The organism is Streptomyces sp. MBT65 (assembly GCF_016612545.1).
Lineage (GTDB): Bacteria > Actinomycetota > Actinomycetes > Streptomycetales > Streptomycetaceae > Streptomyces.
Genome location: NZ_JAENRY010000210.1, coordinates 1 through 16168, shown reverse-complemented (window position 1 = coordinate 16168; position 16168 = coordinate 1). Strand labels below are relative to the sequence as shown.

13 protein-coding genes and 1 pseudogene are annotated in these 16168 nt (G+C 70.7%); 7 read left to right on the top strand and 7 right to left on the bottom strand.

Annotation, left to right across the window (positions count from 1 at the left end):
- From JHN63_RS35690 to JHN63_RS35665, 6 genes are all read right to left on the bottom strand, one after another.
- Positions 1–888 (bottom strand): carbohydrate kinase family protein (locus tag JHN63_RS35690; protein ID WP_200688681.1); only part of this gene is annotated, 888 nt, incomplete at its 3' end.
- Positions 885–1796, bottom strand: coding sequence for a pseudouridine-5'-phosphate glycosidase (locus JHN63_RS35685; protein WP_200688680.1), 912 nt, complete (start codon positions 1794–1796; stop codon positions 885–887). The genes JHN63_RS35690 and JHN63_RS35685, both read right to left, overlap by 4 nt.
- A gap of 143 nt (positions 1797–1939) precedes the next feature.
- Positions 1940–3172, bottom strand: a complete 1233-nt coding sequence (fdhA, locus tag JHN63_RS35680) for a formaldehyde dehydrogenase, glutathione-independent (protein WP_200688679.1) — start codon at positions 3170–3172, stop codon at positions 1940–1942.
- 70 nt (positions 3173–3242) lie between these two features.
- Entirely contained in the window at positions 3243–4544 is a 1302-nt protein-coding gene (locus tag JHN63_RS35675) for an MFS transporter (RefSeq protein WP_200688678.1), read from the bottom strand.
- 86 nt (positions 4545–4630) lie between these two features.
- Positions 4631–5185 carry a methylated-DNA--[protein]-cysteine S-methyltransferase gene (locus tag JHN63_RS35670; RefSeq protein WP_200688677.1) on the bottom strand — a complete coding sequence of 185 codons (555 nt, stop codon included), beginning with the start codon at positions 5183–5185 and terminating at the stop codon, positions 4631–4633.
- 46 nt (positions 5186–5231) lie between these two features.
- Complete coding sequence (locus JHN63_RS35665; protein WP_200688675.1) at positions 5232–6107, bottom strand: glycerophosphodiester phosphodiesterase family protein; 876 nt, start codon at positions 6105–6107, stop codon at positions 5232–5234.
- A 278-nt stretch (positions 6108–6385) separates the two neighbouring features.
- Here JHN63_RS35665 and JHN63_RS35660 point away from each other — a divergent pair, with 278 nt between their 5' ends.
- The 7 genes from JHN63_RS35660 (at position 6386) to JHN63_RS35630 (ending at position 15083) form a co-directional block, all read left to right on the top strand.
- Positions 6386–7249, top strand: coding sequence for an MHYT domain-containing protein (locus JHN63_RS35660; protein ID WP_200688673.1), 864 nt, complete (start codon positions 6386–6388; stop codon positions 7247–7249).
- 40 nt (positions 7250–7289) lie between these two features.
- Positions 7290–9428, top strand: a complete 2139-nt coding sequence (gene uvrB / locus JHN63_RS35655) for an excinuclease ABC subunit UvrB (protein WP_200688671.1) — start codon at positions 7290–7292, stop codon at positions 9426–9428.
- Between the two features lie 172 nt (positions 9429–9600).
- Positions 9601–10179, top strand: coding sequence for a TerD family protein (locus JHN63_RS35650; protein ID WP_033283094.1), 579 nt, complete (start codon positions 9601–9603; stop codon positions 10177–10179).
- Between the two features lie 48 nt (positions 10180–10227).
- Complete coding sequence (locus JHN63_RS35645) at positions 10228–12240, top strand: TerD family protein (protein WP_200688663.1); 2013 nt, start codon at positions 10228–10230, stop codon at positions 12238–12240.
- A 233-nt stretch (positions 12241–12473) separates the two neighbouring features.
- The gene (locus JHN63_RS35640) at positions 12474–13475 is read left to right on the top strand and encodes a TerC family protein (protein WP_200688659.1); all 1002 of its coding nucleotides are present in this window, start codon (positions 12474–12476) and stop codon (positions 13473–13475) included.
- A gap of 128 nt (positions 13476–13603) precedes the next feature.
- On the top strand, positions 13604–13918 hold the full coding sequence (locus tag JHN63_RS35635; protein WP_200688657.1) for a hypothetical protein: 315 nt from the start codon (positions 13604–13606) through the stop codon (positions 13916–13918).
- Positions 13919–13979: 61 nt separating this feature from the next.
- Positions 13980–15083, top strand: a complete 1104-nt coding sequence (locus JHN63_RS35630) for a calcium:proton antiporter (RefSeq protein ID WP_200688655.1) — start codon at positions 13980–13982, stop codon at positions 15081–15083.
- A 152-nt stretch (positions 15084–15235) separates the two neighbouring features.
- Here JHN63_RS35630 and JHN63_RS35625 read toward each other — a convergent pair.
- Positions 15236–16168 (bottom strand): annotated as a pseudogene (locus JHN63_RS35625) (MFS transporter); the annotation flags it as partial.

Genomic DNA, 16168 nt, shown 5'->3' with positions numbered 1-16168 from the left:
CACCCGTTCCACCGCCCGTGCGCCCGCCCGGCATCCCTCCCGCGCCGCTTCCTCCGGCTCGGCGCCCGCCAGCAGTGCCGCGAGGAAAGCCCCCGTGAACGCGTCGCCCGCGCCCGTGGTGTCCCGGGGCGTGGCGGGCTCGGCGGGTACGCGTGCGTGGACCGTGCCGGAGTGCGCCACCAGGGCTCCCTCGGCGCCCTGCTTGGTGATCACGAGGGGGACATGGCGGCTCAACTTGGCCGCCGCGTCCGCCGGATCGGGCAACCCCGTGAGCAGACACGCCTCGTCCCGGCTGGGCAGCAGGACGTCGATGCCCTCGACGAGCGCCAGGAAACGGTCCACGCCCAGCTCCACCAGGAACCCCGCCGACGCCGGATCCAGACTCACCGGCACCCCACGCGCGCGTGCCGACGCAACGGCCACGGCCACCAGCGCCCGGCTCGGCTCGGAGAACAGCAGATAGCCCGACAGATGCAGCCGTACGACGCCGTCGAGCAGCGAGTCGGACCAGTCGCCGGGATCGAGCCGCAGGGATGCGCCACTGTCCGTGAGGAACGTCCGCTCGGCCGCCGCCCCCGTGTCGACCAGGCAGATCACCGTCCCGGTCGCCGCCTCCGGATCGACGACGAGACGGGGCCGTACCCCGGAGGCGACCAGCTCCCGCTCGTGCCACGCCGCCGAGTCCGCACCCACCCGACCGAGCAGCCGTACGTCCGCACAGCCCCAATGGGCCGCCCAGCACGCCACGTTGGCGCCCGCGCCGCCCGGCACGGTCCGGATCGCGGCGGCCGTGTCGGTGCCCGGGGCGAGCGGCCCCCGATGCCGGGCGACGATGTCCGTGACGACGTCCCCGACGACCAGGAGCGCGCCGTTCGGCCCGGTCGTCACGCCTCCTCGGCCCAGGCCGCGGCGATCCGCCCCGCCAGCCGTACGTTGCCGCGCACGGCCGCCAGGTTGGCGCTCAGCGAGGCGCCGTCGGTGTGCTCCACGAGGTAGCCGAGGAGGAACGGGGTGACCGCCTGCCCGGTGACACCCTCCGCCTCGCACGCGTGCAGCGCGTCGGCGAGCACACGCGCGTGCAGCTCGGGATCCAACTGCTCGTCCTCGGGCACCGGATTGGCGACGATCAGTGTCGACTCCGGGGCGTCGAGCGCGTCCTGCGCCCGCATCACGGCCGCCACCTGCTCGGGGGTCTCCAGCGTCCAGTCCACCGGGTAGCCCGAGTCGGAGAGGTAGAAGCCGGGGAAGCGGTCCGTGCCGTATCCGGCGACCGCCACACCCAGCGTCTCCAGGCGCTGCAAGGTCGCCGGCACGTCCAGGATCGACTTCACGCCCGCGCACACCACCGTGATCCGGGTGGACGCCAGCAGCCCCAGGTCGGCGGACTCGTCCTGCGTCACCGTCCACTCCCGGTGCACCCCGCCCAGGCCCCCGGTCGCGAACACCCGGACGCCCGCCCGCGCCGCCAGCAGCGCCGTCGCCGACACCGTGGTCGCCCCGCTGGCCCCCGCCGCCACCGCGAGCGGCAGGTCGCGGTGGCCCAGCTTGCGGATCCCGTCCTCGTTGGCCACCCGCTCCAACTGGTCCTTGTCCAGGCCCACATGGGGCCGTCCGTCCAGCACGGCGATCGTCGCGGGGACGGCGCCCTCCTGCCGTACCGCCGCCTCCAGCTCCAGCGCGACCTGCAGATTGCGCGGGCGCGGCAACCCGTGCGCGATGATCGTCGACTCCAGGGCCACCACGGGTCGACGCGCGTCGATCGCCTCACGTACTTCCTCGGACACCACCAGCACCACGCGCCTCCTGTCGTTCGGTCTTCCCTCATCCCTGGCGGGCTCGGTGCCCGGTCAAACCCTCGCGGGCTGTGGGAGACATCATCGGCGCCCGACATGGAAAACGGGGGCCACGCGTGCGTGGCTCCCGTTTTCCCTCCCGGGTCTCAGACGGGGCTGACGCCCGCCAGCGTGCCGTGCGGATCGAGCACGTACTTGCGGCTGGCGCCCTGGTCGAACTCGGCGTAGCCGCGCGGTGCGTCCTCCAGCGCGATCGGCGTCGCGTTGACGGCCTTCGCGATGTGCACGCGCCCGTGCAGGATCGCCATCATCAGACTCCGGTGGTACGTCATCACCGGGCACTGTCCGGTCGCGAACCGGTGGCTCTTGGCCCACCCGAGGCCGAGCCGCACCTTCAGGGTGCCGCTCTTCGCGTCCTCGTCGACCCCGCCGGGGTCGACGGTGACGTAAAGCCCGGGGATGCCCAGGGCACCGCCCGCGCGCGTGACGCCCATCAGCGAGTTGAGGACCGTTGCCGGCGCCTCCGGGGCGTCCGGTCCGTGCGCCCGTGCCTCGAAGCCGACCGCGTCGACCGCCGCGTCCACCTCGGGCTCACCGACGATCTCGGCGATTTGCTCGCCGATGTCGCCGCGCGAGACGTCCACGGTCTCGCAGCCGAAACTCCTCGCCTGGCCCAGGCGTTCGGCGTTCAGGTCGCCGACGATGACGACCGCGGCGCCCAGCAGCTGCGCCGACGCGGCCGCCGCCAGACCGACCGGGCCCGCCCCGGCGACGTACACCGTGGACCCGACCCCGGCGCCCGCGGTGACCGCGCCGTGGAAACCGGTCGGGAAGATGTCCGAGAGCATGGTCAGATCGAGCAGTTTCTCGCGTGCCTCGTCCCGGTCCGGGAACCTCAGCAGGTTGAAGTCCGCGTACGGGACCATGGCGTACTCGGCCTGACCGCCGACCCAGCCGCCCATGTCGACATAGCCGTAAGCCGCCCCCGGCCGGGCCGGGTTGACGTTCAGGCAGATGCCGGTCTTGCGTTCCTTGCAGTTGCGGCACCGCCCGCAGGCGATGTTGAACGGTACGGAGACGATGTCGCCCACGTCGATGAACTCGACGTCCGGACCCCGTTCGACGACCTCTCCGGTGATCTCGTGTCCGAGGACCAGCCCCTCGGGCGCGGTCGTCCGACCGCGCACCATGTGCTGGTCGCTGCCGCAGATGTTGCTGGCGAGCACCTTCAGGATCACCCCGTGCCGGACCTTGCGGCCGACGTTGGCCTGGGCGACTCCCGGCCCGTCCTGCAGTTCGAGCGTCGGGTGGTCGATGGTCCTGACCTCGACCGCTCCCGGCTTGAGATACGCGACTGCCCTGTTTCCGCTTCCACTCATGCGTGATCGCCGTCCCTTCGGCTCCGATCCCCCGGATGCCAGTGGCTGTGCGCGCGCATGGCGGAGTCTGCTACCGGCTCGGCCTCCCGGCCACCCTTCGCGGGCCATCGGAAACCGGGCTTTTCCGGGAGCGAGTGAACAGCGCCAGCGCGGCCAGGGGTATCAGCAGGCAGGCGGCGGCGAGGTTCAGCCAGCCGTAGCTCGCCTCCGCGACCACCAGCCCGGCCACCGCCCCGCCGACGCCCGCCGAGGTGTTCATGGTGAGGTCGGACAGGCCCTGCGCGGCGGCCCGCGCGGGCTGCGGCACGGAGTCCGTGAGCAGCGCCGAGCCGGAGACGAGCCCCGCCGACCAGCCCAGGCCCAGCACGAACAGCCCCAGCGCGATCCGACCGTGACTCCCGCCCGCCGTACCGGCGAGGAACGCGGCGCAGGCCAGCAGCCCCACCGCGAGCCCTATCCCGGACAGCCGCCCCACCCGGTCGGACAGCCTCCCCATCAGCGGCGAGAATGCGTACATCCCCGCGATGTGCCCACTGATCACCAGCCCGACCAGATCGATGCCCGCCCCGTGATGGCCCAGCTCGACCGGCGTCATCGCCATCACCGACACCATCGCGGTGTGCACCACGGCCACCGTCACCAGCGCGAGCCGCGCCCGCGGCGAGGCGACCACCGCGGCGAACCCCGCCCGCAACGACCGCGCGCCCGGCGCCCGGTCCTCCTCCGACGCGAGCGCCCGGGCCGTCAACAACGGATCGGGCCGCAGCAGTACGGCGACCACGACCGCGGCGACCAGGAAGATCCCGCCCGCCCACAGAAAGGGGCCGGCTGCCTCGGGTATCCCGAGCCCGGAGACGCTACGGCCCGCGGGCGCGGCGATGTTGGGTCCGAGGACCGCCCCTATGGTCGTCGCCCACACGACATGGGAGATGGCCCGGGCCCGCTGCTCCGGCTCGGCCAGATCGGCGGCGGCGAACCGGGACTGCAGATTCGCCGACGAGGCCGCCCCGAAGCAGGCCATGCCGCACAGCAGCAGCGGAAAGCTCCCGATGCTCGCCGCGAGCACCACGACACCGGCGCCCAGCGCCCCGACCAGATACCCGAGGACCAGCCCGGGACGCCGACCGCGCGCCGTCATGAGCGCGGCGAACGGCATCGACAGCACCGCCGTGCCCGTGACCGTCGCCGTGGGCGCCAGCCCGGACAGCGACTCGGTCCCACTGACCTGCTTGGCCAGTACGGCGGACAGCGCGACCCCGGTGGCGACACCGAGCCCGCCCAGGATCTGGGTCGTGATCAGCACACCGGAGATCCGGCGCCGCAGCGCGGGCAGCCCGTCGGCCGTGACGGCTCGCTCTTCGACGGCGGTCACAGCGCACACCTGGTACAGCCGCGACCGCACGCGTACTTCCTCACCGACACGGTGTCCCCCCGATTGCTCCCTGTCCGCCCGAACCCTCAGAACAACGGCTCGGGCAGCACACCCTCCAGCGCCAGCAGCTTCCTCTTCGTCTCCAGGCCGCCCCCGAACCCGCCGATGCCGCCGTCGCTCTCGACGACCCGATGACACGGCACGACGACCGGCAGCGGATTGGACCCCATCGCCACCCCCACCGCCTGGGCCGCGCGCGGCTGACCCACGCGTCCGGCCAGATCGCCGTACCCGACGACCGAGCCGTACGGAACGCCGGCCGCCAGCTCGCGCAGCACCTGCCGGTTGAAGCCGGAGATCAGCGACCAGTCGAGCGGCAGGTCGAAGTCGCGCCGCGCACCCGCGAAATAGTCCTCGACCTGGCGTATCACCTCGGCCAGCAAGGGGGAGCCGGGCGCCTCGACCGGTTCGGTGCCCAGCCGGGACGCCAGTCGGTCGAGTGTCCTGTCGCGCACCGCTTCCGTGGCGTGGAACACGACGTTGACCAGGCCGTCCTGTGTCGCGGCCAGCAGCAGGGGACCGATGTCGGTGCCGACGACGGTCCACACCACCCGCTGCTCGTTCTGCCCATGGCTGTCCATGCGCCCACCGTACGACCCGGCACTGACAACGCCCCCGCGAGCGGCCTCAGAACCCCTTCAGCGCGGCCAGCACCACGTCCGGCTTGTTGGTGATGAGGCCGTCGACGCCGTACCCGGCGACCTTCCAGGCCGTGGGCGCGTCGTCGACCGTCCAGGCGTACACCTCCATCGGGCGGCCGTGCGGGCCCGTGTGCCCATGCACGGCCGTGACATAGCCGAGCGAGATCGAGCCGTACGACGGGTTGATCAGATCGGTGAAGGCGGCGTACTCGTAGAGGGCGGACGCGGGGGGCGTGCCGAGGAAGCCGGTCCTGATGGCGGGATTCAGGTCGTGCACAATGCGGATGCTGTCCGCGCTGAAGCTCTGCACGATCAACCGGTCGTCCAGGTGCCCCTGGTCCAGCCACCCCTCGTTGCCCAGGAGCTTGAGGGTCTGCTGCTCGATGCCGGGGTACAGCTCCGGGTTCTTGATCTCCAGGAGCAGGCTCTGGTCGTTGTGCTCCACCTCGCGCATGTACTGCGTAAGCGTGGGCACGCGCGTGCCGGTGTACGCGGGGCCGAACCAGCTTCCCGCGTCGAGGCGCGCGATCTCGGCGGCGGTGAAGTCCTTCACCTTCCAGGGAGCCCGATCGGGGAACACCTTCTGGACGTCGGTGGTGCGCTTCAGACTGTCGTCGTGGATGACGACGAGTTCGCCGTCCTTGGTGCGCTGGACGTCGTTCTCGACCCACTGGAAGCCGAGCTGGGCCGCCTTGTCGATGGACGCCAGGGTGTTCTCGGGCGCATAGGAGGACGCGCCTCGGTGCGCGACGACCGTGGGCCACTGGGCGGCGTCGCCGGCCCGGGCGGCGGGGGAGGGGAGCAGAAGGGCGGCGGCCCCCAGGAGCGCGGTGGTCGAGGCGGCAACTGCGCGCAGGTGCATGCGTACTCCTCGCATCGAGCGATCACATACAGCTCAAAAGTGACAGCGGAACGTCACTACCCGTGGGGTACAGGATGGACACAGAATGAATGGAGTTGCCCGAGTCCGCTCACCGGTGCCGCACAACTGGGGCGAGGCCGTGTTTCTTTGCCGGAAAATCGTTCGACCATTCCGGTGGGGGTCATACTCTCTGCGTCGACCCTGACCGTTCCCGCGGTCCTGGGGCTGGGCGCGTTTCAGGGATTCCGGGACGGAACAGGGCGGAAGGGTAACTGCGCATGCAGGGCACGGTCGACGGATTCAGCTACGGACTCGTCACACCGCTGGTGGCCTACCTCATGGCCTGCCTCGGCGGTGCGCTCGGCCTGCGCTGCACCACCAGATCGATGCTCGTCACCCGGTCCTGGCGCCCCGGATGGCTCGCCCTCGGTTCGGCGGCGATCGGTTCCGGCATATGGACGATGCACTTCATCGCGATGATGGGTTTCTCGGTCCGCCAGACACCGATCCACTACGACAAGCCGATGACCTTCGCGAGCCTCGCCGTCGCCGTCGTCATGGTGGGCGTCGGGATCTTCATCGTCGGCTACCGGGGAGCCAGGGGGACGGCCCTGTTCACCGGCGGCACCCTCACCGGCCTGGGCATCGCCTCAGCGCACTACCTGGGCATGGCCGGCATGCGCCTCAACGGGAAGCTCGAATACAACACCTTCACGGTCACCGCCTCCGTCGTCATAGCGGTCGTCGCCGCGATCAGCGCCCTCTGGGCGGCCGGACAGGTCCGCGGGATCCTGTGGAGCGTGGGCGCGAGCCTTGTCATGGGGCTCGCCGTCACCGGCATGCACTACACCGGCATGGCCGCCCTCACCGTCCACGTCCACGGCACGGCCCCGACCACCGACGGGGTTTCGCCCGCGTCACTGCTCGCGCCCATGATGATCGGCCCCCTCGCCTTCCTCCTCCTGGCCGGCGTCGTCGTGATGTTCGACCCGACGATGGTCATGGGAAAGCCCGCCAGGACCCCCGTCGAGCACAAGCCCGGCGTCCCGGCCGGCGCCCTCGTCCCGCACCCACGGCGCACCCCCGTCCGCGCCGACCGGGACCTCGGACACCGCCCCTCCCGCACCCCGCAGAACCGCTGATCCGACCCCGTTGTCAGTGGCGGGTCGTACGGTTGGTTCCATGCGGCCCGTTTCCCACATCGAACGCACGGTGGCGCCTTTCGAGGTCGTCAGCTCCTACCAGCCCAGCGGCGACCAGCCGGCGGCCATCGCCGAGCTGGCCCGACGCGTCGAGGCAGGTGAGAAGGACGTCGTCCTGCTGGGCGCGACCGGCACCGGCAAGTCCGCCACCACCGCGTGGATGATCGAGAAGCTCCAGCGCCCCACCCTGGTCATGGCGCCGAACAAGACCCTGGCCGCCCAGCTGGCCAACGAGTTCCGCGAGCTCCTGCCGAACAACGCGGTCGAGTACTTCGTCTCGTACTACGACTACTACCAGCCCGAGGCCTACGTCCCGCAGTCGGACACCTACATCGAGAAGGACTCCTCGGTCAACGAGGAGGTCGAGCGGCTGCGCCACTCCGCGACCAACTCGCTGCTCACCCGCCGCGACGTGATCGTCGTCGCCTCGGTCTCCTGCATCTACGGCCTCGGTACTCCGCAGGAGTACGTGGACCGCATGGTCCCCCTCAAGGTCGGCGACGAGATCGACCGCGACCAGCTGCTGCGCCGCTTCGTGGACATCCAGTACACGCGCAACGACGTGGCCTTCTCCCGGGGCACCTTCCGCGTCCGCGGCGACACCATCGAGATCTTCCCGGTCTACGAGGAACTGGCCGTCCGCATCGAGATGTTCGGCGACGAGATCGAGGCCCTCTCCACGCTCCACCCGCTCACCGGCGAGATCATCAGCGAGGACGAGCACCTCTACGTCTTCCCGGCCTCCCACTACATCGCGGGCCCCGAGCGCATGGAGCGGGCCGTCAACGACATCGAGAAGGAACTCGGCGAGCGGCTGGCCGAGATGGAGAAGCAGGGCAAGCTCCTGGAGGCCCAGCGCCTGCGGATGCGGACCACGTACGACCTGGAGATGCTCCGCCAGATCGGCTCCTGCTCCGGCGTGGAGAACTACTCGATGCACTTCGACGGCCGCGAGCCCGGCTCCGCGCCGAACACCCTGATCGACTACTTCCCCGAGGACTTCCTGCTCGTCATCGACGAGTCGCACAACACGGTCCCGCAGATCGGCGCGATGTACGAGGGCGACGCCTCCCGCAAGCGCACGCTCGTCGACCACGGTTTCCGGCTGCCCTCCGCCCTGGACAACCGCCCCCTGAAGTGGGAGGAGTTCCAGAAGCGCATCGGACAGACGGTCTACCTGTCGGCGACCCCCGGCAAGTACGAGCTGTCACGCGCGGACGGCGCCGTCGAGCAGATCATCCGCCCCACCGGCCTCATTGACCCCGAGGTCGTCGTCAAGCCCACCGAGGGCCAGATCGACGACCTGGTGCACGAGATCCGCAAGCGCACCGAGAAGGACGAGCGGGTCCTCGTCACCACCCTCACCAAGAAGATGGCCGAGGACCTCACCGACTACTTCCTCGAACTCGGCATCCAGGTCCGCTACCTGCACAGCGACGTCGACACCCTGCGCCGCATCGAGCTGCTGCGCGAACTGCGCTCCGGCGAGTTCGACGTCCTGGTGGGCATCAACCTCCTCCGCGAGGGCCTCGACCTGCCCGAGGTGTCCCTGGTCGCCATCCTGGACGCCGACAAGGAGGGCTTCCTGCGCTCCGGCACCTCCCTGATTCAGACCATCGGCCGCGCGGCGCGCAACGTCTCCGGTCAGGTCCACATGTACGCCGACCGGATCACCCCCGCGATGGAGAAGGCCATCGAGGAGACCAACCGCCGCCGGGAGAAGCAGGTCGCGTACAACACGGAGCGCGGTATCGACCCGCAGCCGCTCCGCAAGAAGATCAACGACATCGTCGCGCAGATCGCCCGCGAGGACGTCGACACGGAGCAGTTGCTCGGCTCGGGCTACCGCAAGAGCAAGGACGGCAAGGGCGCCAAGGCCCCCGTGCCCGCGCTCGGCGGCAAGGCCGCGAAGAGTGCCAGGTCCGCGAAGGGCAAGGCCCAGGACGGGGTCCCGACCGACCGCCCGGCGGCCGAACTCGCCGAGCAGATCGAGCAGATGACGGAGCGCATGCGCGCCGCAGCCGCGGACCTGCAGTTCGAGGTCGCGGCCCGGCTGCGCGACGAGGTGCACGAGATGAAGAAGGAACTGCGGCAGATGAAGGAGGGCGGCCTGGCCTGACCGCCCGGCCCGACCGTGCGGGTGGACCGCCGGACCTAGGGGTATGCGCTCTGTGTTGCAAGACCGACACAAAGTCCGATGCGGGGTTCGGCACTGTCAGTGCCGCTGCGTAGGGTTCTGGACATCCGCGGATTCCGCGGAAACAGGGGACAGTTTCGAGAGGGGAACAGCCGTGACCGTCAACATGACCAAGGGTCAGGCCATTAGTCTGCAGAAGAACGACGGGTCCGGCCTGACCGCGGTGCGCATGGGTCTCGGCTGGCAGGCGGCTCCCCGGCGCGGCCTGTTCGGCTCGCGCACCCGGGAGATCGACCTCGACGCGTCCGCCGTGCTGTTCGCGGACAAGCAGCCGGTCGACGTGGTGTTCTTCCGCCACCTGGTGAGCGACGACGGCTCCGTGCGCCACACCGGTGACAACCTGGTCGGCGGTGTCGGCCAGGGCGGCGACGACGAGGCGATCCTCGTCGACCTCGCGCGCGTGCCGGTCCACATCGACCAGATCGTCTTCACCGTGAACTCCTTCACGGGCCAGACCTTCCAGGAGGTGCAGAACGCGTTCTGCCGCCTGGTCGACGAGACCAACGGCCAGGAGCTGGCCCGCTACACGCTGGCGGGCGGCGGCCAGTACACGGCCCAGATCATGGCGAAGGTGCACCGCACCGGCTCGGGCTGGACGCTGACGGCCCTCGGTACGCCGACCAACGGCCGCACCTTCCAGGACCTGATGCCGGCGATCCTGCCGCACCTCTAGGGCGGCCCGGCGCACACGACACGACACGGCTGAGCAGGGGGACGAGCGATGGCAGCCGAGCTGGTGCGAGGGCAGAACCACCCGCTCTCCCAGGTGCACCTGGAGATCCGGATCGCGGCGGGCAAGCCGGTCGTGGCCGCCGCCACGCTCGGCGACGAGCACGGCAGGATCCACGGCGTCGAGTGGGTGGCCCACCCGGGCACACCCACCCTGCCCGGCCTGGAGGTCTCCAAGCAGGCGGCCGCCGATCACCGCCTCGCGGTGGATCTCGGCGCCATGCCGGAGACCGTGCACCGTGTCAGCGTGCTGCTCGCCCTGCCCCTCGGCGCCGACGGCCCCACCCGCTTCGGCGCCGTCGCCTCCCCCTTCGTTGCGGTCACCGGCCTCGACGGCACCGAGGTCGCCAGCTACACGATCACCGGCCTGGACGCCGAATCGGCCGTCGTGGCCCTGGAGTTGTACCGCCGACAGGGCGCCTGGAAAGTGCGCGCCGTCGGCCAGGGCTACGCGGGCGGCCTCGCCGAACTCCTCACCGACCAGGGCCTGCCCGAGGCACTCCACCTCGCGGGCAGCATCAACGAAGCGGTGGCCCAGGGCCTCGCCCGCTCCGTGGCGGCACCCCCGCCGCGCACCGCGGACGGCGACCGCACCCGCCAGACGGCCACACCGGTCCCCGGCCCCGACACGAGCGGACCTACGACACCGGGCGCCTCCGGAGCCGTAGCGCCGCAGTCCGGGTCCTCGTACGGGGCTCAGGGCGCGCCCGGTGCCGTAGCGCCGCAGTCCGGATACGACAGTGGTGCGGCGGCTGCGAATCCCTCCGTCGAGCCTGCCGCCGGCGGGTCGATCGACTACAGCCACCCGCGTCGGCACAGCGGGGCGCCCCCGGCACCCGCGCCGACCCCGTCGCCTGCTCCCCCCGGGCAGCCCGCGCGGCCTGTCGCCGGGGACGCGACCGGGTGGTCGATGGAGGAGCGGCTCTACAACCAGGTGTGGGGCATGTTCGAGGACCTGGCCCGCACCATGTCCGCGTACCGCAGCGCCGTCGACTTCGCCGACTCGCGCATGGAGAAGGAGCTCGACCAGACCCTGTCCGATCCGCGCAGCCGGATCGGCGGTCAGGGCGACGCGGCCCGCGAGACGGCCCAGGCCAAGCACGCCCACCTCGTCGACCAGGCGCGGGCGGCCCTCGACCGCGACCTTGCCCAGCTCGCCGCCGAGTCCGAGGTGGTCGAACCCGCGCTCCCGCTCGCGTTCGCCGGCTGGGACAACCCGGTCTGGCACGGCTACCGCGTCCCGATGGAGATCCCCATGGCCCTGCGCCTCGGCGATCTCCACCTCCCGGAGAGCCCCGAGCTGCGCATCCCGATGCTGGTCCGGTTGCCGCTGGAGCGCGGCCTGTGGATCGACAGCGGGGGCGGGGAGTCCCTCGACGGCTCGTTCGCCGACGCGCACGAGCTGCGGCGCCTCGCGCTGGACACGGCCGTGGCCCACGCGGCCCGGCTGCTCGCCGTCTATCCGACGGGCGAGTTCGCCGTGCACGTCATCGACCCGGCCGGTTCGGCGGCGCAGGCGCTGGTCCCGCTGGTGCACACCGGCGTCCTCGCGGCGCCGCCCGCCGTGGGCGCCGCCGGGGTGGCGGACGTCCTGACCCGGCTCACCCAGCGGGTGGACCTGGTGCAGATGGCCGTGCGCGGGGGCGCCGCCGACGCGCTGCCGCCCGGTCTCGACACGGCCGAGCAACTGCTGATCGTCAACGACTTCCCGCACGGCTTCGACGACCGGGCCGTGACCCAGCTCCGCTATCTCGCGGACGAGGGACCGGCCGTCGGCGTCCATCTGATGATGGTCGCGGACCGTGAGGACGCCGCTGGCTACGGCCCGTTGCTCGACCCCCTCTGGCGTTCGCTGATGCGACTCACCCCGCTGCCCGACGACCACCTCGCCGACCCCTGGGTCGGACACGCCTGGACGTACGAGCCCTCGCGCGTGCCGCCCGGCAGTCAGGTGCTGCGGCAGGTGTTGACGGAGGTCGCGACGGCCCGCACCAAGCACAGGTAAAGCCTTCCCACCTGGGCTTTTATCCTTTCTTTGGTAATCGCTTTACCTTTCCTTGGTGGTTGGGGTAGGCTTTTCCGTACGGAGGGGAGTACTCCCTATCTGCTGCGGCGTACCCGTCAATACGGATCAGGCCAGATCCCGGGGCGTCGGCCCTGGGCGCCCGTCCAAGGTGGAAGAGACCTCCGGTAGCGACGACGCTGACCATTTGCCGTTAATACCGCCGGAGGACAGTAGTGGATGTTTCCGTGACCCTGTGGGTCCTGACCATCGTGGGGCTGGCCGCCCTCATCGCGGTCGACTTCTTCATCGGCCGCAAGCCGCATGACGTGTCGATCAAGGAAGCCGGAATCTGGACGGTCGTCTGGATCGCCCTCGCCGGACTCTTCGGACTCGGCCTGCTCCTCTTCGGGGGCGGCCAGGCCGGTGGCGAGTTCTTCGCCGGCTTCATCACCGAGAAGTCGCTGAGCGTCGACAACCTCTTCGTCTTCGTCCTGATCATGGCGAAGTTCGCCGTGCCCTCGCAGTACCAACAGCGGGTGCTGCTCGTCGGCGTCCTCATAGCCCTGGTCCTGCGGGCCATCTTCATCGCGGCCGGCGCGGCCGTCCTCGCCAACTTCGCGTGGGTCTTCTACATCTTCGGCGCCTTCCTCATCTGGACCGCCTGGAAGCTCATCCAGGAAGCCCGTGCCGACGACGAGGACGAGGAGTTCGAGGAGAACAAGCTGCTCAAGGCTGCCGAGCGTCGCTTCGGCGTGGCCGACCGGTACCACGGCACCAAGCTGTGGATCCAGGAGAACGGCAAGCGGGTCATGACCCCGATGCTGGTCGTGATGCTCGCCATCGGTACGACGGACGTGCTGTTCGCCCTGGACTCCATCCCCGCGATCTTCGGCCTGACCCAGGACCCGTACATCGTGTTCACGGCCAACGCCTTCGCGCTGATGGGCCTGAGGCAGCTCTACTTCCTCATCGGCGGCCTGCTCAAGAAGCTGGTCCACCTCAGCTACGGACTGTCGGTCATCCTCGGCTTCATCGGCGTCAAGCTGGTGCTGCACGCGCTGCACGAGTCCGGGGTGCACGTCCCGGAGATCTCCATCCCGGTCTCCCTCGGCGTGATCTGCGGGGTCCTGATCGTCACCACGATCACCAGCCTGATGGCCAACAAGAAGACGGCGGCTGCCGAGGCGGCGCGGACGGGGACCGAAGGCGCTCCGAAGGACAGCATCGACGCCTGACCACGCCCGACGTAGGAACAACAAGCACCGGGAGCACCGCACCATGAATTGCCGACCACCGCTCCCGGTGCTTCGTTGGATACCTGGCGCGCCCGGCCCGGGAGCGCCCCGGCCGGGTGGAGGCATCCATGGACGCAACGATGAAATTCGTGCAGATCGTCGACTTCGAGACCGACCGCTTCGACGAGATGCGGGCGGCGGCAGAGGAGGCGGACAAGCGCTTCGCGGGCCGTTCCGGCGGACCGACACACCGCCTCGTCCTGCGGGACCGGAACAAGCCCGGGCATGTCCTCGTCGTGATCGAGTTCGACTCGTACGAGGACGCCATGCGCAACAGCAACGACCCCGAGACCACCGAATTCGCCCAGCGGATGGCCGCGTTGTGTACCAGGCCGCCGTCCTTCACCGACTGCGACGTACTGGACATGACCGAGTTCAAGTAGCGCGGGACGGGTCCCGCGGCGCCGGAGTGCGGGGCCTGTGCGCCTCTGCGAGGATCGCTCCATGATCACTCGGCTCAGGTCGCTCACCACCCGGTGGACGACCCTCGTACCGGTGCTCGCGGCCGTTCTCCTGGTCTTCACCTGGGGGCGCAAGGATCTGCCCGGCGTGGTCGTCGCCCTGGTGACGGTGGTTCTCGCCGGCGCCGTGCTGGCCGCGGTGCACCACGCCGAGGTGATCGCCCATCGGGTCGGCGAGCCCTTCGGCTCCCTGGTCCTCGCCGTCGCGGTCACGATCATCGAGGTCGCACTGATCGTCACCCTGATGGCCGACGGCGGCGACAAGAGCTCGACCCTCGCCCGGGACACCGTCTTCGCGGCCGTCATGATCACCTGCAACGGCATCGTCGGCCTCGTCCTCATCGTCGCCTCGCTGCGCCACGGCACGGCGGTCTTCAACCCCGAGGGCACCGGCGCCGCCCTCGCCACCGTGGCGACCCTGGCCACGCTCAGCCTGGTCCTGCCGACCTTCACCACCAGCAAGCCCGGCCCGGAGTTCTCCGGCGCCCAGCTCACCTTCGCCGCGCTCTCCTCACTCGCCCTGTACGGCCTCTTCGTGGCCACGCAGACCGTGCGGCACCGCGACTACTTCCTGCCGGTCTCCCGGCAGGGCGAGACGATCACCAAGGACCACCACGCGGACGCGCCGACCGCCCGCACCGCCCTGATCAGCCTCGGCCTGCTGGGCCTCGCCCTGATCGGCGTGGTCGGACTGGCCAAGGGCGTGTCGCCGACCATCGAGTCCGGCGTCGAGGCGGCGGGACTGCACCACGCCGTGGTCGGCGTGATCATCGCGCTGCTCGTGCTGCTCCCCGAGACCATCGCCGCCCTGCGCTCCGCCCGCCGCGACCGGGTACAGACCAGCCTCAACCTCGCGCTCGGCTCGGCGATGGCCAGCATCGGCCTCACCATCCCCGCCGTCGCCCTGGCATCCATCTGGCTCTCCGGACCACTCGTCCTCGGCCTCGGCTCCACCCACATGGTGCTGCTCGCCCTGACGATCGTGGTGAGTTCGCTGACGGTGGTACCGGGACGGGCGACACCGCTCCAGGGCGGGGTCCATCTGGTGCTGTTCGCGGCGTACTTGGAGCTGGCGATCAATCCGTAGCGCGTGGGGCTCCGCAGCGTGCGGAGTTTCGTGTCGCGAGGTGTTCTGCGGGGCGCGGAGTTCCGTAGTGCGAGGAGACTCGTGGAGTACGGCCCTCCCGGGCGGGACGTAAACGCTTGCGCAAGCCTTTACGTCCCCTCCCGCGCAAGCCCTCACCCGGCGACCGGCTCCGCGGCCGCCACCGCCACCGGCCGGGTCTCCGGCAGCAGCGCGAAGCAGCCCAGGCTGAACAGCGCGACCCCGGTCAGATAGGCACCCACACCCCAGGGAACGCGTCCGCCGTGCTCGGCCAGAGCCGTCGCCACGATCGGGGTGAGCGCGCCGCCGAGGACCCCGCCGAGGTTGTAGCCGACGGCGGCGCCCGTGCAGCGCACCCGCGGCTCGTACAGCTCTCCGGCAGATACGCGCCGAGCACGGCGAACATCGTCACGAACGCGAGCAGCGCCCCGAGGAAGCCGAGGAACATCAGCAGCGGCGCCCCCGTGGCGAGCAGCGCGACCATCGGGAACATCCAGAGCGCTGCGGCCGCGCACCCCAGCAGACACAGCGGCCGCCGCCCGTAGCGGTCGCTCAGCAGCGCCACCAGCGGGGTCAGCGAGCCCTTCACCACCACGGCGGCCATGATGCAGGCCAGCATGACGGTACGGCCGACGCCGAGCCGCTCCGTGCCGTAGGCGAGGGACCACGTCGTCACCGCGTAGAAGATCGCGTACCCCACCGACAGCGCTCCGGCGGTCAGCAGCACCAACCGCCAGTGATCGCGCACGACTTCGGTGAGCGGCACGCGCGCGTGGTCGTCGATCTCCAGGAACCGGGGACTCTCGGCGAGCGACGAACGCAGCCACAGCCCGCCCAGGGCCAGCACCCCGGCCACCCAGAACGGCACCCGCCAGCCCCACTGCGCGAACTGCGCGTCGGTCAGCGTCGCCGACAGCGCCAGCATCACGCCGTTGGCCAGCACGAACCCCACCGCGGGACCGACCTGCGGAAAGCTCGCCCACAGTCCGCGCCGCCCGGCGGGCGCGTGCTCGGCGGTCAGCAGCACTGCCCCGCCCCACTCCCCGCCGAGCCCGCGCCCGCCGGGC